This window comes from Streptomyces sp. NPDC005811 (genome assembly GCF_040630405.1).
Lineage (GTDB): Bacteria > Actinomycetota > Actinomycetes > Streptomycetales > Streptomycetaceae > Streptomyces.
The window spans coordinates 102,836-121,134 of record NZ_JBEXXK010000036.1 but is presented as its reverse complement, the minus strand read 5'-3'; the positions used below and the strand labels follow the sequence as shown (position 1 = coordinate 121,134).

Genomic DNA, 18,299 nt, shown 5'->3' with positions numbered 1-18,299 from the left:
CCCGTGGGCTTGTCGGCGCCGTGCGACGTCCTCCAGAGAAGCAGGGTCGGAGGGTGTCCGCAAAGACCCCTTTTGCTAGTTGTGGCCGTACTTGGAGTGAGCGCGGCTTGTGTGACCTGGCTCTCAAAGTGCAGGTCAGAGGGCATGATGGCGTGGACATGGCGTCCGATATGCACCACTAGATGGGTTAGTAGGTGATGTGAGTCATGTGGGGTGGTTCACCGGTCAACGGTCCTGGAAAGTGACCGCGGTCTCGAACGCGGCCCGGCGGGTGGCTCTGCGTAGCGCCCTCAGCACGGCCGGACCGACCGTCAGCGTCAGCACCACGGTCACGACCGCCCGTCCCAGGTCCCAGCCCAGCGAGGTCGCCACGCAGTACGCGACGAACCGGGCCAGGTTGGCGGGGACCGCCGCGTCCGGGTCGAAGGCGATGCCCGAGGCCAGCGTGCCCATGAAGGGCCAGCCCGCCAGATTCATCGCCGTGCCGTACGCGAAGGCGGCGAGGAAGCCGTAGAGGGACAGCAGCGCCAGTTCCGTACGGCCCCGCAGCCCCGCCCGGCCCGGGAGCAGCCCGGCGCCCATCGTGAACCAGCCCATCGCCAGCATCTGGAACGGCAGCCAGGGGCCCACCCCGCCCGTGAGCAGGGCGGACGCGAACATCGTGACCGAGCCGAGGACGAACCCGAAGCCCGCGCCGAGCACCCGCCCACTCAGCACCATCAGGAAGAACATCGGCTCGATACCGGCCGTGCCGGCCCCGATCGGGCGCAGCGCGGCCCCCGTGGCGGCGAGCACGCCCAGCATGGCCACCGCCTTCGCGCCGAGCCCCGACTCCGAGAGCGTCGCCGCGACCACCGCCACCAGCAGCACCAGCAGCCCCGCGAAGAGCCAGGGCGCGTCCTGGGCATGGGCGTTCAGCGAGGAGTCGGGCGGGGCGAGGAACGGCCAGCCGAAGGCGATCACCCCCACCGCGCCGACCAGGGCGAGGGAGGACAGGGAACGGGGACCGAGCGGTACGGCGGCGGCCTTCACCTCAGCGCCTCCCTCACCTGCGCGACCGTGAGCCACGGTGTCGGGGCCAGGATCTTCGACACCTGCGGGGCGAAGGACGGCGAGGAGACGACCACCTCCGCCGTCGGACCGTCGGCGATCACCTCGCCCTCGGCGAGCAGCACCACCCGGTGGGCCAGCTCGGCGGCCAGCTCCACGTCGTGCGTGGCGAGGACGATCGCGTGCCCGTCCGCCGCCAGCCCCCGCACCACGGCGACCAGCCGGGCCTTCGCCGCGTAGTCCAGACCCCGGGTCGGCTCGTCCAGCAGGAGCAGCGGCGGGCGGGCGGTCAGGACGACGGCGAGCGCCAGCGTCAGCCGCTGCCCCTCGGACAGATCCCGGGGATGGGTGCCGTCGGCGATGCCGGGGAGCAGCTCGCCGACCAGCTCACGGCAGGTCCCGGGGGCGGCCCCGGCGTCCCGGTCGGCCGCCGCGCACTCGTCGGCGACCGTGTCGGCGTACAGCAGGTCACGGGGTTCCTGCGGCACCAGCCCGACCCGGCGCACCAGCTCACGGGGCGGGGTGCGGTGCGGGATCGCGCCGCCGACCCGGACCGTCCCGGCGGACGGCTCGACGAGACCGGTGAAGGCGGCGAGCAGGGTGGACTTCCCGGCGCCGTTGCGGCCCATCAGCGCGACGGTCTCGCCGGGGGCGACGGTGAGGTCGACGCGGCGCAGTGCCTGGATCCGGTCACGGCGGACGGAGAGGGCGCGGGCTTCGGCGGGGGGTGCGGGGGTGGTGACGGGGGCCGCCGGTTCGGTTCTGCGGAAGAGACGGCGGGTGGGGCGGGGAGGGCGCGTCCGCACGGCATGCGAGGGGGGTCGGGGTGCCGCGGGGGTCGCGGGGCGGGCCCCGTCGAGGCGTTCGCGCAGGCCGGCCGCCCGGCGGCGGGCGTCGCGCACCGTCAGGGGCAGGGGCGACCAGCCCGCCAGCCGCCCCAGGTCCACCACCGGCGGGAACACCGGAGACACGGCCATCATCTCGGCTGGGGTACCCAGGCGCGGGACCGCTCCCGGGGCGGCTCCCGGGGCCGCCTCCGGGGACGGGAGGAGGACGACCCGGTCGGCGTACTGGAGGACGCGTTCCAGCCGGTGCTCCGCGAGCAGCACCGTCGTACCGAGGTCGTGGACCAGGCGCAGGAGGACGGCCAGGACCTCCTCGGCGGCGGCCGGGTCGAGCGCGGACGTCGGTTCGTCGAGGACGAGCACCCGCGGGTGCGGGGTGAGGACCGAGCCGATCGCGACCCGCTGCTGCTGGCCCCCGGAGAGCGCGGCGAGCGGCCGGTCGCGCAGGGCGGCGAGGCCGAGCAGATCGAGGGTCTCCTCGACCCGGCGCCGCATCACGGCCGGGGGCAGGCCGAGCGACTCCATGCCGTACGCCAGCTCGTCCTCCACCGTGTCCGTCACGAAGTGGGACAGCGGGTCCTGGCCCACCGTGCCCACGACATCGGCGAGTTCGCGCGGCTTGTGGGTCCGGGTGTCCCGGCCGTCGACCGTGACCCGGCCGCGCAGGGTGCCGCCGGTGAAGTGCGGGACCAGGCCGGAGACCGTACCGAGGAGCGTGGACTTGCCGGCGCCGGACGGGCCCGCGAGAAGGACGAGCTCGCCCTCGGGGACGGTCAGGTCGACGTCGCGGAGGGTGGGGTGGGGCAGACCGTCGTAGGTCACGGACACGTTCTCGAAGCGGATCACGACGGCTGCTCCTCGGACAGGAAGGCGGGCAGGAGACCCAGGAGGACCGCCGCAGCGGGCCACACCGGCAGGGCGGGCGCGGTGAGCGGGAGGACACCGGGGCGCAGGACCGCCGGGTCCGCGGCGGCGGCGAAGGTGAGGAGCGCGGCCGTCGTCGCGCCGGAGCCCGCGACGAGCAGGGCGCGCGGCGTCCAGCGGTCGGGACGGTGGCGGGTGCGGGGGGAGCGGCGGCCGCCGAGGCGCAGTCCGGCGAGCGCGGCGGCGAGCCCGGCGAGCAGGAGGGGGAGACCGTACGTCGCTCCGGCCGCCGTGAGCAGCCCGTACGTTCCCGCGCACACGCCGAGCAGCCCGCCCAGGGTGAGGACGGCCGTCGTACGGCGGACCGGGGCGGGGACGTCGGCGGTACGGCCGTAGCCGCGGGCGTCCATCGCGGCGGCGAGGGCGACCGAGCGTTCGAGGGCGCCTTCGAGGACCGGCAGGCCCACCTGGAGCAGGCCCCGTACGCCCCGGTCCGGGCGGCCGCGCAGCCGGCGGGCGGCGCGCAGCCGGTGGACGTCGGCGATGAGGTGCGGGGCGAAGGTGAGCGCCACGACCACGGCGACCCCGGTCTCGTACAGGGCGCCGGGGAGGGATTTGAGCAGCCGGGACGGGCTGGCGAGGGCGTTCGCGGCGCCGACGCAGACGAGGAGGGTGGCGAGGCGGAGGGCGTCGTAGAAGGAGAAGAGGAGGGCCTCGGCGGTGACCCGGCCGCCCAGGCGGATGCCCTGCGCCCAGGCGGGGAGGGGGACCTCGGGGAGGGTGAGGAGGGTGTGGGTGCCGGGGACGGGGGAGCCGAGGGCGACGGTGAAGAGGAGCCGGACGGCTATGACGGCCAGGGCGAGCTTGAGGAAGGCGGGGTAGGAGCGGGCCCAGGGGGCCGGGGTGCGGGGGCGGCAGGTGACCACGACGTAGGCCGAGGTGGCGAGGAGAAGGGAGAGGAGGAGGGGGTTGGTGGTGCGGGTGGCGGCCGTGCCGAGGGAGAGGGACCAGAGCCACCAGGCGGCGGGGTGGATCGGGTGCGGTGGCGCGGCGGGTGGTGGCGCGGGGCGCGGTGACGCGAGGCGCGGTGCGTCGAGCGGGCTACGACCCATGTCTCCGCCGCCGGGCCTGCCAGAGTGCCGCTCCCGCCAGGGCCGCCACCGCCGCCGCGCCCGCGTACACGCCCACCGAGGGGCCGGTGTCCTTGACGGTGGGCTTCTTCGCTGTCGACACCTGTTCTCCGCACCCCGTCCTCGGATAGCCCGCGATCGCGCAGAGGAGGGCGTTCGTGTCGTAGCGGAGGGGTTGGGCGACCGTGGCGAGGGCCTCGGCGGTGGTCGCGGTCGGGGGGACCTGGGCGCAGGCCCATCGGAGGGCGGGCGGGGTCTCGCCCGAGGGGGCGTCGGACCGGGTGCCGAAGTCGATGACCAGGGCGACGCGCTTCGTGCCGGACCGGGCGGGCGTACGGGCGCAGATCGCGCCGAACGAGGCCGCGCCGCGGGGGCGGGACGCGTCGGCGGAGTCCGCGCTCACCGCGAAGCGGAATCCCTGGACGGTGCCGTCGGCCGGGCGCGCCGTCCCCGGGCCCTCGGTCGCGTACGTCCACCGGTCGCCGGTGCGCTCCCAGAACGACCAGTAGCGGTAGCCGGTGGCGTGGGCCGGGGCGGGGGCCGCGGCCAGCAGGAGCAGCGCCAGGGCCGGCAGGAGCAGGGTGCGGGCGGGCCGGAGCAGGGTGCGGGCGGGCCGGATCACGGCTGCCGCCGCTTGCGGCCGCGGCCGATCAGGACGAAGCCGGCCACCGCGCCGACGAGGAGACCGGCGCCGACGGTCCAGACGGTGCTCAGGCTCCCCTCGTCCTTGTCCTTGTCCTCGGCGGCGGCGCTCGGGCCGGCCGTCTCGACGTCGTCCACGCTCTCGGGGGCAGGGCCCGTCGCGTTGAGGAGGGCGACCAGGTCCCGGCCGCCGAAGTCGTGGACGTCGCCGTCCCGTGCGGCGTGCGCCGCGAAGATCAGCTGGGCGTACGCGGCCGGGCCGGCCTGCGCGGCCCAGTCGGCGGAGTGCGCCTCCAGCCAGCGCAGGGGCGCGGTGGCCTGGTCGTTGAGGCCGACGGCGGACAGGGCGACGACCGCGTCGGCGGTGTTGCCGTAGTCGGGCTGCTCCCCGGCGCCGGGCAGCGCGGAGGTGAGGTGGCCGTCCTCGGCGAGGGCCCGGGCGAGCCAGACGGCGCCGTTCTCCCCGGCCTGCTCGGGCTCGTCGGCGGGGACCTTCGCGCAGGCCGGCGCGGAGTCGGCGTCGTCCTGGCGGGTCACGGCCGGTGTCTCGCCGTTCATCCCGAGCACGGCCGCCGCCGTCGCGTCCGCGTTGGCGGTGAGCGCGCCCTTCCTGTCGGGCTGGTAGGCGAAGGCGCCCGCGTCCTCGCCGGTGCAGGGCAGGGCGAGCTTCGTGAGGGCGTCGAAGGGGGACCTGCCGTCCTTGCGGACGTTCGGCACCGTCTCGCCGGCCTGGGCGAGCGCGCCGATGACGACCGAGGTGGAGTTGGCGTCGGTGGCCCCGCCGGGGGAGTAGCCCCAGCCGCCGTCCGCGTTCTGGACGGACTTCAGCCAGGCCACGCTCTTCCTGACCCGCGCCTCGTGGCCGCCGATCTCGGCCAGCGCCTGGACGGCCGCCCCCGTGCTGTTGGTGTCCACCATGGTCTTCGCGTCGCAGGCCTTCGCCGGGTCGGCGCGGAACGCGGCGAAGGAGCCGTCCGCGCACTGCTGCCCCGCCAGCCAGTCCACCGACGCGCGCGCGGGCCACACGCCCACCGTGCGCTGGGCGAGCAGCGCGAGCGACTGGCGCCACACTCCGTCGTACGTCGGGTCGCCGGTGCCGTACAGCCCGGCGGGCAGGGCGGCCGACGGGGACGTCGACAGGGTGGCGGCCGTGGCGGGCGCGGAGCCGCCGAGCACGGTGAGCAGGGTCGTGGCGGCGGTCAGAGCGACCGCGCCGGCGCTGCGGCGGAACTTCATGATCGGCGGGTGCCTCTCCCGGTCGGGAGGTCCGGGAGCCGGGCAGCACGGGACACCCCGGCGGCTCGACTCCGTAGACCTCGACGGTGCCGTACGGCGGCGGGACGCCGCGCACGAGAGCCGGTCAACTTCCGTACGGGGCAGTCCGGCTCGCCACCCGGGGGTGGCTCACGGTTGCGGGTCAGCGCCGGGTTTGCACCGGCTTCCCCCCGTACGGGTGTGATGACGACCCGCACACTGTACCGGCTGGTAGCCAGGGCGCTGAGGGGTGGCTGTGAGACATGCGCCGCAGCCCGCCCCGCCCCGCTAGGTTCTGGCCATGACCACTACGGGGAGGGCACCGGTCCCGGGCAGACTGCTCGGCTCCGGCCGGACGGCGGACGTGTACGAGATCGACGGGGCGTGGGTGCTGCGCCGCGACCGGGAGGGCTGGAGCGACGCGGCCGCCGAGGCGGCGGTCATGGAGCACGAACGGCGGCACGGCTATCCCGCGCCCGCCGTACGCACCGCTCCCTCGCGCACCGACCTGGTGATGGAGCGGCTGGAGGGGCCGACGATGCTCCAGGCGTTCGCGGCGGGCACGCTGGGCCCCGCGGCGGCGGGCGCCCTCCTCGCCCGGCTGCTGCGCGAACTGCACGCCGTGCCCGGCCGCTCCCCGTCCCGGCCCGGTCTGCGCGTCCTGCACCTGGACCTCCACCCCGAGAACGTGATCCTCACCGCCGACGGCCCCCGGGTCATCGACTGGGGCACCGCGGAGGACGGCGACCCCGGTCTGGACTGGGGCATGTCCGCGGTGATCCTCGCCCAGGCGGCCGTCTCCGCCGAGCCGTACGCCGAGGCGGCCCGCGCGACCCTGACGGGGCTGCTGGCCGGCCCTTCCGGGCTCGACGAGGAGGGCCTGCGGGAGGCGCTGCGGCGGCGGGCGGCGAATCCGACGATGAGCGAGGACGAGGTCGGACTCCTGGGCGCGGCAGGGGAGTTGATCCGCTCGCAGGCCGCCCGGGATCTGCGCTAGAGGCGGGGTGTCGGGCGGTCGCAGGGCAGGCGCAGGGTGCGGGCCGCGAGGAGCCAGGAGCCGTCGGTGGTGCGGCACAGGGTGTCCTCGTAATGCCCGATCCCCACGGGCGCCGGGGTCGGGGCCGGGGGTGTCGGCGGGGCGGTGTGCGTGCGGTACGTCGTGAAGTACGAGGTGGCGGTCGCCGTGTCCGGGGAGGTCACGTCGACCCGGACGTCCGCCATCAGCCGGCGGGCGTGCCGGTCGGCGGGACGGGAGCCGAAGTGGGCGCGCAGGGCGGCGCGGCCCTTGACCAGCCGGTCGCCCTCCGGCCAGACCCAGACGCCGTCCTCGGTGAACAGCTCGGCCACGGAGCCGGGTTCGCCGACGTCGAGGCGGACGACGAGGTCGAGGAGCAGCCGCAGGCAGGCACGTTCCGCGTGAAGCTGGGCGATCGGGTCCATGGGTGACGGCACCTAGGGGTCCGGGACAGAGGTGGGAGCACCGTAGGCCCACGGTGTGAACGGAGCGGTTCCCTCCCGTGAACGGCACCGCTCCCACGCACCCCCGGCTTCCCCTGGGGCAGGCCCTAGGTGGCCGCGTACGTCACCGGGTCGCTCCCCGGCACCGCCTCCGCCCGCCCCAGCTTCACCAGGCGCCGCAGATGGGACTCCGCCTCCGAGACGGCGATGGTGCGGGAGCCGTAGGGGATCTGCTCCCAGGGGCGGTTCCACTCCATGCGCTCGGCGAGCTGCCAGGGGGTGAGGGGAGTGGCGAGGAGGGTGAGGAGACCGGTGAGACGGGCCTCGTGATGGGTGAGCAACTCCCTCACCCGGGACGGGGCGTCGGTGAAGGGGTACTGGTGGGCCGGGAGGACCTCGGCGGGGGCGAGCCGGCCGACGCGTTCGAGGGAGTCGAGGTAGTCGCCGAGGGGGTCGGTGACCGTGGTGTCGTCGGGGTCCTCGTAGAGCCCGATGTGGGGGCTGATCTCGGGGAGCAGATGGTCCCCGGAGAACAGCCGGCCGTGGCCCGGGAGGCCGGCCGGGTGCTCCTCCTCCAGGTGGAGGCAGACATGGCCGGGGGTGTGGCCCGGCGTCCAGATCGCCCGCAGCCGGCGGCCGGGCAGGTCGAGGAACTCACCGGGCACGATCTCCCGGTCGGGCAGCGCGGGCGAGAGCCCGGGGAGCGTACGCCGCCGGGCCGTCCGCATCGGCGCGATGTGCTCCTCGGGGGCACCGGCCGCGGCCAGCTTGTCCGCCATGTACGTGTACCAGCGCTCGGCGCGGGTCTCACGCGCCCGGCGCACGATCGAGGCGTCCGCCGCGTGCATCGCCACCCACGCCCCGGACTCCTCCCTCACCTGGCCCGAAAGCCCGTGGTGGTCGGGATGGTGGTGCGTGATGACGACCCCGTGCACCTCCGACACGGCCGTACCGCAGCCCGCGAGCCCGTCGACGAGCGCGTCCATCGACGCCGGGTCGTCCCACCCCGTGTCGACCAGCACCGGCCCCCGGTCGGTGTCCACGACGTACACCAGCGTGAACCCCAGGGGATTGTCCGGAATCGGCACCCGCAGGGACCGCACACCCCCGCCGTGATCGAACGTCGCCGCCATCTGCCCTCCGTCCCCCGGCCGATCCATGGCCATTGCCCACTATAACTAGAACTGGTATCAGTTTCTGAAACACCGTCAGAAATGATGCGGACGAAGGCAGTGGCCATGGCTGAGCTCGTGGAACACGGAAAGCTGTTCATCGGCGGAGAGTTGACGGACCCCCTGGGCGATGCCGTCATCGAGGTGATCTCGCCGCACACCGAGGAGGTCATCGGGCGGGTGCCGCATGCCTCGGCGGCCGATGTGGACCGGGCCGTCGCCGTCGCCCGGCGGGCCTTCGACGAGGGGCCCTGGTCCCGGCTCTCCCTTGACGAGCGGATCGCGGTCGTCAGCCGGATCAAGGACGGCATCGCGATGCGCCACGAGGAGATCGCCCGCGTGATCTCCTCCGAGAACGGCTCCCCGTACTCCTGGAGCGTCCTCGCCCAGGCGCTCGGCGCGATGATGGTCTGGGACGCGGCGATCGCCGTCGCCCGGAACTTCACCTACGAGGAGCGCCGCGACGGCGTGCTCGGGAAGATCCTCGTACGGCGCGAGCCGGTGGGCGTGGTCGCGGCCGTCGTCCCCTGGAACGTCCCCCAGTTCGTCGCCGCCGCCAAGCTCGCGCCCGCGCTGCTCACCGGCTGCTCGGTGATCCTCAAGCCGTCGCCGGAGTCGCCGCTGGACGCCTATCTGCTCGCGGACATCGCGCGGGAGGCCGGGCTGCCGGAGGGTGTGCTGTCGATCCTGCCGGCGGACCGCGAGGTCAGCGAGTACCTGGTCGGGCACCCCGGCGTCGACAAGGTCTCCTTCACCGGCTCGGTCGCGGCCGGCAAGCGGGTCATGGAGGTGGCCTCCCGCAACCTCACCCGCGTCACGCTGGAACTCGGCGGCAAGTCGGCCGCGATCGTGCTGCCGGACGCCGACCTGGAGTCCGCGGTCGCCGGGATCGTCCCGGCCGCCTGGATGAACAACGGGCAGGCCTGTGTGGCCCAGACCCGCATCCTGCTGCCGCGCTCGCGCTACGACGAGTTCGCCGACGCCTTCGCCGCCGCCGCGAGCGCCCTCGTCGTCGGTGACCCGCTGGACCCGGCCACCCAGGTGGGCCCCCTGGTGGCCGAGCGCCAGCAGCGCCGCAACCTCGACTACATCCGCATCGGCCAGGAGGAGGGCGCGAAGGTCCTGACGGGCGGCGGCCGTCCGGCGGGGCTGGACCGCGGCTGGTACGTCGAGCCGACCCTCTTCGGCGACGTCGACAACTCCATGCGGATCGCCCGCGAGGAGATCTTCGGCCCGGTGATCTGTCTGCTCCCCTACGGCGACGAGTCCGAGGCCCTGAAGATCGCCAACGACTCCGACTACGGGCTGAGCGGCAGCGTGTGGACGGCCGACGTGGCGCACGGCATCGGGGTCGCCCGCCAGGTCCGTACCGGGACGTACTCCGTCAACACCTTCAGCCTCGACATGCTCGGCCCGTTCGGCGGCTACAAGAACAGCGGACTGGGGCGGGAGTTCGGGCCCGAGGGCTTCGGCGAGTACCTGGAGCACAAGATGATCCATCTGCCGGCGGGCTGGGAAGGCTGACCCGGCCATGGGGGACCGCTGGCACGTGGAGGTCGACCGCTCGCTGTGCATCGGCTCGGCCCAGTGCATCCACCACGCCCCGGACGGCTTCCGCCTCGACACCGCCCGTCAGTCCCACCCGGTCGCCCCGGACGCGGACGCGAACGAGCGGGTGCTGACGGCGGCGGAGAGCTGCCCGGTGGAGGCGATCGCGATCACCCTGCTCGACAGCGGGGAGGCGGTGTTCCCACCGGAGGACTGAGAGCCGGGCCGAAAAATCTTGACCTCCGGGGGTTTCATCCCCCTCCGTCCGGCTTATCCTGTTAGTGGCCTACGAGGCGAGTGAGGGAGTCCGACCGGAGTAGCCGACCGCAGCGCGACGCGAAGGCATCCGCTGAGGCCGACGTCGACGGTAGGGCTGAGAGGCCGGAAGGCAGCAGTCGGGCCGGAAGGCGACCCCCAACACCTGATCCGGACCATGCCGGCGAAGGGAACCCGTCTCGTAGGTTTCTCCATGCCCAAGGCGCTCGTGCCCTGTCACGGGATGCTGTTCAGCAGGTCCCGCACCTCCTCGGCCCGCGGATCCTTCAGCAGCTCCATGATCTTCAGTGCCTCGGTCAGTGCTTCGCGGGCCACATCGAGGTTCGACTCGATCCGCAGTCGGCCCAGCGCCATGAGGGATTCCGCGAGACCGGGACGGTCGTCCGCCCTGCGCCGGATGGCGACGGCTTGCCCGTACCAGTCGAGGGCCGAGGTTCGGTCCTCCAGGCGAGTACCGGCCTCGCCCATCTGGTGGAGGACCGCGGCCTCCGTCAGCAGGTCCTCCGCCTCCCGGCACAGGGGGAGCGCGGCCAGGAGATGGTCAAGGGCCCGCTGCGGTCGGTCGAGGACGAGACTTATGGTGGCGAGCTCGTTGAGGCTGATCGCCTGACTGCGCTGGTTCGCCTCGTCGGTGTGCCGTTCCAGGGCTTGTTTCTGCTGGATGTACGCCTCCTCGTACCGGCCGGCGACCCGCAGTGTCCACGCCAGGTTGTAGCGGGCGATGGATTCCCACTTCAGGTCGCCGGTTCTCGTGCTGAGGTTCAGCGCATTGGTGAAGTGCGCGGCGGCCTCGGCGTGCTTGCCGACCTCGCCCGTCGCTCCGCCCAGACAGATCTCGGCCCAGATCTCCGCCCACGTGTTGTGGCTCAGACGAGCGGCCCGCAGAGCGATGGCGGACAGATCGTGCCGGTAGGTGTGATGGTGACGGACCACGAAGTAGTAGATGAGGGCGATCGGGATCTTCCAGGCCATGTCGTGCATGCGGCGTTGCGCGGCCTGGTCGACGGCGGCCGCCAGGCTGACGATCTCCGCGTCGCACCAGGCGAGTGCCGACGTGTGGTCCCCGAGGACGGGGCGCGACAGCGGCCCGCCTTCCTCGTCCTCCTCGTCCAGCGGGACGTGCTGGCGCTGCGGAGCGAGGACTCGGTCGATGCTGTCGCAGCAGTGGAGGTAGAAACGGAGTTCGCGGCGGATCGCGGCGTCGCGCACGGCCTCGGGCTCCTCGGCGAGGACCCGTTCCTGGGCGTAGTCGCGGACCAGGTCGTGGAACCGGAACCGCCGGTCCGACACCTCTTCCAGCAGATTGTCGGACTTGAGGGCGCGCAGCAGACGCAGTGCCGCCCCGGTCCGGACACCGAGCAGCGCTGCGGCGGATTCGGGGGAGAAGTCGGGGCCCGCGTGCAGCGCGAGCAGCCGGAAGGCGTGCGCCTTCTCCGGAGTGAGTCCGTTGTACGACCACGAGAGCACCAGCCGCATGCCCGTCTCCTCGTCGGCGCTGTTCAAGGCGGCCAGCCGCTCACGGGGGTCGGTCAGGTCCTCGATCAGGTCCGCGATGTCGTCGGGGGCCTGGCTCCGCTGAGCGACGATCCGTACGGTGAGGGGCAGCCTGCCGCACTGCCTGATCAACGTAGCGACCTGCTGGGTCTCGCTCTGTCCTGACACGCGGGAGAACAACTCGACGGCGTCCCGCTGCGGGAGCGGCCGCAGGGGCACCCGACTGGCTCCGTGCGTCGCGGCCAGGGAACTCAGGTCGCTGCGGCTGGTGACGACCACACAGCACTCGGGGGTGCCGGGCAGGAGAGGCACGATCTGTTCGGCGTTGCGCGCGTTGTCGGCGACGATCAGCACCCGTTTGCCGTGCAGCAGGGAGCGGAATCTCGCCGACATGGCGTCGAGGTGTCCCAGGAGATTGTCCATCGGGGAGTTGAGGGCCAGCAGGAAGGAGTGGAGCGCCTCCTCGGGTCGCTGCGGGGGCAGTGTGTGATAGCCGCGCAGGTCGGTGTAGAGCTGACCGTCCGGGAATCGGTCCTTCATCCTGTGCGCCCACCACACCGCCAGTGCGCTCTTGCCGACACCGGCCTGCCCGGACACCACGGTGAGGCCGTTGTTCGCGTGGGCTGCCGCGTCCAGCCGTGTGATCTCCACGGTGCGGTCGGTGAAGTGCGTCGCCGCTCGCGGCAGTTGACGAGGAGCGGCGGGACCGGAAGGCAGCGGGGCCGGGGCGTCGGAGGCTGCCCCGGACGCCCCGGCCCCGCCGCCCGGCTGTCCTGCTCCGGAAGGCGTGCTGTGCTCCTCCATTTACCGGCTTCCCTCCTGCGCTGCCGCCGCACGTGCCATGTCTCCAGGGCGTGTTGAAGGCTCAGTATCCTGCGCCACCGCCTCCAGGCGGGCGGCGGCACCTCGTTCGGCAACATGCCCCAGGGGGATATGTGCCGGACCGGTGGCACCGAAACGCCCGGCGGCGGGCCCCGTCCCACCGGAGTCCGCGTCGCCGCCCGCGCGGGTTCCCCGGGTAATCAGGGAGTAGTCGCACGCCAGGCCGGTGGCACGGCGAGCCCGCTCGGCAAGGGGGAAGCCGGTCCGCCCGACGGCAGCAGTGCCGCCGGTGCGGTGCCGCGGGCACCGGAGAAGTCGACGGCGCCACCGGAGAGGGTTCTGTGTCCGAAGTCGACCATGGAGCCGATGAACGCCGCGTTGTCGAAGGCGACCGTCCCGCCGGAGAACATCGTGTCGGTGAACTTGGCCGTTCCGGCGGAGAACACGGTGTCGTTGAAGTTCACCGTGCTCCCGGAGAAGCGGGCGCCGGCGAAGCCGACCCGGGCGCCGGAGAACTCCGCGTACGCGAAGGTGACCAGGCCCCTGGAGAACGTCACCCCGTCGAGCACCAACCGCCCGGAGGAGAACGCCGCACCACCGAAGTCCACCGTGGCGCCGGAGAACTCCGCGTCGCCCGAGGCGGCCAAGGACAGGGTGTTGCTGAAGGAGACCGTGCCTCCGGTGAACCGGGCCCCGTGGAACAGGACCGTTCCGCCCGCGAAGGCACAACCGCTGAAGTAGACCGTTCCTCCCCGGAATTCCGCTCCGGTGAAGTCCGCCGTGCCGCCGGAGAAGGAGGAGCCGCCGAAGTCGGCCGCCCCCGCGGCGAAGACGGCGTGGGTGAAGTCCGCCGTGCCTCCTGAGTGGAACCGGGCTCCCGCGAAGGAGACGGGCTGTCCCGCGAAGGTCGCGCCGGTGAACCTGGCCAGGCCGTCGCGGAAGACCGCGTGGGAGAAGTCGCCCCCGTCGAAGACGACGCCCGTGAAGTCGAAGTCGTGGCCTTGCCAGGAGTGCTGGTGCTCCGGTGGCAGCCGCAAGTGGTCACGGACGACCCGGATGACGGTGTGCCGGACCTCCCGCAGCGCCCGGTAGGTGTGCTGGGCGTCCGGGGCGCCGGAGGGGAGGTCGCCTTCGGCCGTGTAGGGGAGTCGCAGATAGGCGCACAGGACGTCGATGCAGGTCTGGCGGAGCGCACGGGTGGGAGCGTCGTCGGCGAGACCGGCGAGGGCGTGCACCCCGCCGAGACGGACGGCGGCCGATTCGGTGCCGAGCTGGGAGACGGCGGTCGTGAAGCGCTCGGTGTGCAGCCGGGTGGCCTCCCGCAGGGCGCCGTCCTCGTCGACGCGCTGACGCCGGTAGGCGACGACCAGGGCCACCAGGGCTCCGGCGCCGGCCACGACCCCGAACGACAGTTTGACGAGGTCGAACAGGGTGCTGGAGTCGATGCGCCGTTGAGGCTTGAGGCCGTGGGCGTCGAGGAGGTCCCACCCGGTGAGGAAAACGGCGGCGGCGACCACGACCGCGGTGGTGAACGTGACGCCGAGCGCGACGCCGACAGGCCACAGACGCAGGCCGCGCCGCTCGGGGCGGCGCCGGGATGGACGAGAGATCACTCCTGTCAGGACTGCGCTCGCCCGCGGTTGGTTGCGGTGGACGCCGTTGCCTGCGGCGACGGGAGCGCCGGCCCCGCCGGATCCGTCACGTCGATCAGGCGGCACACCGTCTCGATGTCGATCCGCACCTGCGCGATCGAGGCCCGGCCCGAGAGCCAGGTGATCAGGGCCGAGTGCCAGGTGTGCTCGATGACCCGGACCGCCGACAGCTGCTCGGGCGTGGGGTCGGTCAGGCCCATCGCGTCGAGGATGATCGCCGTCGTCTGCCGGGACACCTGGTCGACCTCGGGCGAGACGCTGCGGTCGGCGAAGGTCAGGGCGCGCACCATCGCGTCGGCCAGATGCGGCTCGCGCTGGAGCGCGCGGAAGGCCCGCATCAGGGTCTCCGCGACCCGCTCCGCCGGACGCTCCCCGGACGGCGGCTTCTTGCGGAGCGTGCCGTGCATGTGATCCAGCTGGTCCTGCATGGTGGCGACCAGCAGATGCACCTTGGAGGGGAAGTACCGGTACAGCGTCCCGAGGGCGACCTGCGAGGACTCCGCGACCTCCCGCATCTGCACCGCGTCGAAACCGCCCCGGCTGGCCAGCTGCGCGCTCGCGTGCAGGATGCGCCGGCGGCGGGCCTCCTGCCGCTCCGTGAGAGGGGAGGAGGCGGGGCGCTGGGTGGAGTCTTCCACAGGCATGGGTCCCGTTCCGTGACAGTCGGTGAGGCTCGGTGATCACACAGCATGGCAGGGCCGCCGGGGCGCGGTGAGCCGTGGCGTGAATCACCTGATCCACTTCTTCCGGCACCCCTACCAGCCGGTAGATTCGGAGCCTCCCGAACGATCAAGTCTGAAACTTGTTCTACATTAGCGTCTCGTCGTAACCTCGCGGGACAGTGCAGGCAGAAGGGGGCCCGGAGTGACCGCTGAGGCCAGTCAGGCGGGGTCCCCACGTGACCTCGCCGCTGACGGCGGGCGACCGCTCGACATCGCGCTCCTCACCTATAAGGGGAACCCGTTCTGCGGCGGCCAGGGCGTCTACGTACGGCACCTGTCACGCGAACTGGTCCGGCTCGGCCACCGCGTCGAGGTCATCGGCTCACAGCCGTACCCCGTCCTCGACGAGGGCCACGACGGCCTGACCCTGACCGAGCTGCCCAGCCTCGACCTCTACCGCTCCCCGGACCCCTTCCGGACCCCGAAGCGCGACGAGTACCGCGACTGGATCGACGCCCTCGAGGTCGCCACCATGTGGACCGGCGGCTTCCCCGAGCCGCTCACCTTCTCCCTGCGCGCCCGCCGCCATCTGCGCGCCCGCCGCGGCGCGTTCGACGTCGTGCACGACAACCAGACCCTCGGCTACGGCCTGTTGGGCGACGTCGGCGCACCCCTCGTCACCACCATCCACCACCCCATCACCGTCGACCGGCAGTTGGAGCTCGACGCCGCCGAGGGATGGCAGCAGCGCCTGTCCAAGCGCCGCTGGTACGCCTTCACCCGGATGCAGAAGCGCGTCGCCCGCCGGCTGCCCTCCGTGCTCACCGTCTCCGGCACCTCCCGCCAGGAGATCGTCGACCACCTCGGCGTCCGCGACGACCGGATCCACGTCGTCCACATCGGCGCCGACACCGACCTGTTCTCCCCGGACCCGTCCGTGCCCGTCGTGCCCGGCCGGATCGTCACGACCTCCAGCGCGGACGTCCCCCTCAAGGGTCTCGTCCACCTCGTCGACGCCCTGGCGAAGGTGCGCACCGAGCACCCCGACGCCCACCTCGTCGTCGTCGGCAAGCGCCCCGCCGAAGGGCCCGTCGCCCAGACCATCGAACGCTACGGCCTCGAAGGCGCCGTCGAGTTCGTCAAGGGCATCTCCGACGCCGAACTCGTCGACCTGGTGCGCTCGGCACAGGTCGCCTGCGTGCCCTCCCTCTACGAGGGCTTCAGCCTGCCCGCCGCCGAGGCCATGGCCACCGGCACCCCGCTCCTCGCCACCACCGGCGGCGCCATCCCCGAGGTCGCCGGACGCGACGGCGAGACCTGCCTCGCCGTCCCCCCGGGCGACGCGGGCGCCCTCGCCGCCGGACTCGGCCGGCTCCTCGGCGACGCCGATCTGCGCGCCCGGCTCGGCGCGGCCGGACGCGCACGCGTGCTCGCGAACTTCACCTGGGCACGGGCCGCCGAGGGAACCGTGACCCGCTACCGCGAGGCGATAGCCGGGGGCGCCCGCCGCCCGGTGACCGCGGTGCCCGAAGATGTTGACGTCGTAAACCGAGCATCCGATCGCGAAAGCAGGGCCACGTGCTGACCGTCGACTTCTCCCGGTTCCCGCTCGCGCCGGGCGACCGGGTCCTGGACCTCGGCTGCGGGGCCGGCCGGCACGCCTTCGAGTGCTACCGGCGCGGCGCCCAGGTCGTGGCCCTCGACCAGAACGGCGAGGAGATCCGCGAGGTCGCCAAGTGGTTCGCCGCGATGAAGGAGGCCGGGGAGGCGCCGGAAGGCGCCACCGCCACCGCCATGGAGGGCGACGCGCTGGCGCTCCCCTTCCCCGACGAGTCCTTCGACGTCGTCATCATCTCCGAGGTCATGGAACACATCCCCGACGACAAGGGGGTGCTCGCCGAGATGGTCCGGGTGCTCAGGCCCGGCGGCCGCATCGCCATCACCGTGCCCCGCTACGGCCCCGAGAAGGTCTGCTGGACCCTCTCCGACGCCTACCACGAGGTCGAGGGCGGCCACATCCGCATCTACAAGGCCGACGAACTCCTCGGGAAGATCCGCGAGGCGGGACTCAAGCCGTACGGCACCCACCACGCCCACGCGCTGCACTCGCCGTACTGGTGGCTGAAGTGCGCCTTCGGCGTCGACAACGACAAGGCCCTGCCGGTACGGGCGTACCACAAGCTCCTGGTCTGGGACATCATGAAGAAGCCGCTGGCCACCCGGGTCGCCGAACAGGCGCTCAACCCGCTCATCGGCAAGAGCTTCGTCGCCTACGCGACCAAGCCGCACCTGCCCCGCACCGACGTCGAGGCGGCCACCCGGTGACGACCCCCCGGACAGAACACCTCGTCCTGCCCGGGGTCCTCACCGCCGAGCAGGCCGCCGCGACCGTCGCAGGCATCCTCGCCGTACAGCGGGAGGACGGCGCGATCCCGTGGTTCCGGGGCCACCACCTCGACCCGTGGGACCACACCGAGGCCGCCATGGCCCTGGACGCGGCCGGTGAGCACGAGGCCGCCGAGCGCGCCTACCTGTGGCTCGCCCGGCACCAGAACGAGGACGGCTCCTGGTACGCCGCCTACGCCGACGGCGCCTTCGACGACGTCACCGACACCGGCCGCGAGTCCAACTTCGTCGCCTACATCGCCGTAGGCGTCTGGCACCACTACCTCTCCACCGGCGACGACACCTTCCTCGACCGCATGTGGCCGGCCGTCTACGCGGCCGTCGAATGGGTGCTGCGGCTCCAGCGGCCCGGCGGCCAGATCGGCTGGCGGCAGGGCGACGACGGCACCCCCACCGCCGACGCGCTCCTCACCGGCTCCTCCTCCATCCACCAGGCGCTGCGCTGCGCCCTGGCGATCGCCGAGCAGCGCGAGGAGGCACAGCCGGACTGGGAACTCGCCGCGGGCGCGCTGCGGCACGCGATACGGCGCCATCCCGAGCGGTTCCTCGACAAGGACCGCTACTCCATGGACTGGTACTACCCGGTGCTGGGCGGCGCGTTGACCGGCGCGGAGGCCAAGTCCCGTATCGAGGAGGACTGGCAGCGGTTCGTCGTACCCGGACTCGGTGTGCGCTGTGTCGTGCCCAACCCGTGGGTGACGGGCGGGGAGTCGGCCGAACTCGCCCTGGCGCTGTGGGCGGTGGGCGAGTCCGACCGGGCGCTGGAGATCCTCCAGTCCATCCAGCATCTGCGGGACCCGGAGTCGGGGCTGTACTGGACCGGGTACGTGTTCGAGGACCGGGCGATATGGCCGCGGGAGCTGACCACGTGGACCGCCGGGTCGTTGCTGCTCGCGGTGGCCGCGCTGGGTGGGCATGAGGCCACTTGTGCGGTGTTCGGGGGGGAGCAGCTGCCGTGGGGGCTCGAGGTGGACTGCTGCGGGTGACACGCCGTCGGGCGCGACCAGCCCCGCGCCCCTTCAGG

General features: G+C 73.0%; 16 protein-coding genes and 1 riboswitch. Of the genes, 6 read left to right on the top strand and 10 right to left on the bottom strand.

Annotated elements, in window-relative coordinates; translation table 11 throughout:
• Positions 1-225 precede the first annotated feature (225 nt).
• From ABZ490_RS33125 to ABZ490_RS33105, 5 genes are read right to left on the bottom strand one after another with little or no spacing between them, the layout of a single operon-like run.
• Positions 226-1,068 (bottom strand): ECF transporter S component, encoded by an 843-nt coding sequence (locus tag ABZ490_RS33125; protein ID WP_358998376.1) that lies wholly within the window; start codon positions 1,066-1,068, stop codon positions 226-228.
• A complete protein-coding gene (locus ABZ490_RS33120) occupies positions 1,029-2,741 on the bottom strand; it encodes an ATP-binding cassette domain-containing protein (protein ID WP_358998373.1) in 1,713 nt (570 codons plus the stop codon). Before ABZ490_RS33120 ends, ABZ490_RS33125 begins: the two co-directional genes overlap by 40 nt.
• Complete coding sequence (locus tag ABZ490_RS33115; RefSeq protein WP_358998370.1) at positions 2,738-3,871, bottom strand: CbiQ family ECF transporter T component; 1,134 nt, start codon at positions 3,869-3,871, stop codon at positions 2,738-2,740. Before ABZ490_RS33115 ends, ABZ490_RS33120 begins: the two co-directional genes overlap by 4 nt.
• Entirely contained in the window at positions 3,861-4,511 is a 651-nt protein-coding gene (locus tag ABZ490_RS33110; RefSeq protein ID WP_358998367.1) for an SCO2322 family protein, read from the bottom strand. The genes ABZ490_RS33115 and ABZ490_RS33110 overlap by 11 nt, the downstream gene beginning before the upstream one ends.
• On the bottom strand, positions 4,508-5,767 hold the full coding sequence (locus tag ABZ490_RS33105) for a prenyltransferase/squalene oxidase repeat-containing protein (protein WP_358998364.1): 1,260 nt from the start codon (positions 5,765-5,767) through the stop codon (positions 4,508-4,510). Before ABZ490_RS33105 ends, ABZ490_RS33110 begins: the two co-directional genes overlap by 4 nt.
• Positions 5,768-5,885: 118 nt before the next feature.
• Positions 5,886-6,018: riboswitch (cobalamin riboswitch) on the bottom strand.
• A gap of 68 nt (positions 6,019-6,086) precedes the next feature.
• Between ABZ490_RS33105 and ABZ490_RS33100 the strand changes: the two genes are divergently transcribed.
• Positions 6,087-6,782, top strand: coding sequence for a phosphotransferase (locus ABZ490_RS33100; RefSeq protein WP_358998360.1), 696 nt, complete (start codon positions 6,087-6,089; stop codon positions 6,780-6,782).
• Here the strand turns inward: ABZ490_RS33100 and ABZ490_RS33095 are convergent.
• Both ABZ490_RS33095 and ABZ490_RS33090 read right to left on the bottom strand, forming a co-directional pair.
• The gene (locus tag ABZ490_RS33095) at positions 6,779-7,225 is read right to left on the bottom strand and encodes a nuclear transport factor 2 family protein (RefSeq protein ID WP_358998357.1); all 447 of its coding nucleotides are present in this window, start codon (positions 7,223-7,225) and stop codon (positions 6,779-6,781) included. The two genes, ABZ490_RS33100 and ABZ490_RS33095, sit on opposite strands and share 4 nt — an antisense overlap.
• 125 nt (positions 7,226-7,350) lie before the next feature.
• Positions 7,351-8,376, bottom strand: a complete 1,026-nt coding sequence (locus ABZ490_RS33090) for an MBL fold metallo-hydrolase (RefSeq protein WP_358998354.1) — start codon at positions 8,374-8,376, stop codon at positions 7,351-7,353.
• Between the two features lie 105 nt (positions 8,377-8,481).
• Here ABZ490_RS33090 and ABZ490_RS33085 point away from each other — a divergent pair, with 105 nt between their 5' ends.
• Complete coding sequence (locus ABZ490_RS33085) at positions 8,482-9,939, top strand: aldehyde dehydrogenase (RefSeq protein ID WP_358998351.1); 1,458 nt, start codon at positions 8,482-8,484, stop codon at positions 9,937-9,939.
• Between the two features lie 7 nt (positions 9,940-9,946).
• Positions 9,947-10,180, top strand: a complete 234-nt coding sequence (locus ABZ490_RS33080; protein WP_055635455.1) for a ferredoxin — start codon at positions 9,947-9,949, stop codon at positions 10,178-10,180.
• Between the two features lie 275 nt (positions 10,181-10,455).
• Here ABZ490_RS33080 and ABZ490_RS33075 read toward each other — a convergent pair whose 3' ends face one another.
• From ABZ490_RS33075 to ABZ490_RS33065, 3 genes are all read right to left on the bottom strand, one after another.
• Positions 10,456-12,537: a tetratricopeptide repeat protein gene (locus ABZ490_RS33075; RefSeq protein ID WP_358998347.1), complete on the bottom strand. Its 2,082-nt coding sequence runs from the start codon at positions 12,535-12,537 to the stop codon at positions 10,456-10,458.
• Positions 12,538-12,755: 218 nt separating this feature from the next.
• Positions 12,756-14,168: a pentapeptide repeat-containing protein gene (locus ABZ490_RS33070; RefSeq protein ID WP_358998344.1), complete on the bottom strand. Its 1,413-nt coding sequence runs from the start codon at positions 14,166-14,168 to the stop codon at positions 12,756-12,758.
• 5 nt (positions 14,169-14,173) lie between these two features.
• On the bottom strand, positions 14,174-14,851 hold the full coding sequence (locus ABZ490_RS33065; protein ID WP_358998341.1) for a TetR family transcriptional regulator: 678 nt from the start codon (positions 14,849-14,851) through the stop codon (positions 14,174-14,176).
• 220 nt (positions 14,852-15,071) lie between these two features.
• Here ABZ490_RS33065 and ABZ490_RS33060 point away from each other — a divergent pair, with 220 nt between their 5' ends.
• The 3 genes from ABZ490_RS33060 to ABZ490_RS33050 are packed head-to-tail and all read left to right on the top strand — an operon-like array spanning position 15,072 to position 18,261.
• Complete coding sequence (locus tag ABZ490_RS33060; RefSeq protein ID WP_358998338.1) at positions 15,072-16,454, top strand: glycosyltransferase family 4 protein; 1,383 nt, start codon at positions 15,072-15,074, stop codon at positions 16,452-16,454.
• Positions 16,448-17,194, top strand: coding sequence for a class I SAM-dependent methyltransferase (locus ABZ490_RS33055; RefSeq protein ID WP_358998335.1), 747 nt, complete (start codon positions 16,448-16,450; stop codon positions 17,192-17,194). Before ABZ490_RS33060 ends, ABZ490_RS33055 begins: the two co-directional genes overlap by 7 nt.
• On the top strand, positions 17,191-18,261 hold the full coding sequence (locus tag ABZ490_RS33050; RefSeq protein ID WP_358998332.1) for a prenyltransferase: 1,071 nt from the start codon (positions 17,191-17,193) through the stop codon (positions 18,259-18,261). The genes ABZ490_RS33055 and ABZ490_RS33050 overlap by 4 nt, the downstream gene beginning before the upstream one ends.
• Positions 18,262-18,299 lie beyond the last annotated feature (38 nt).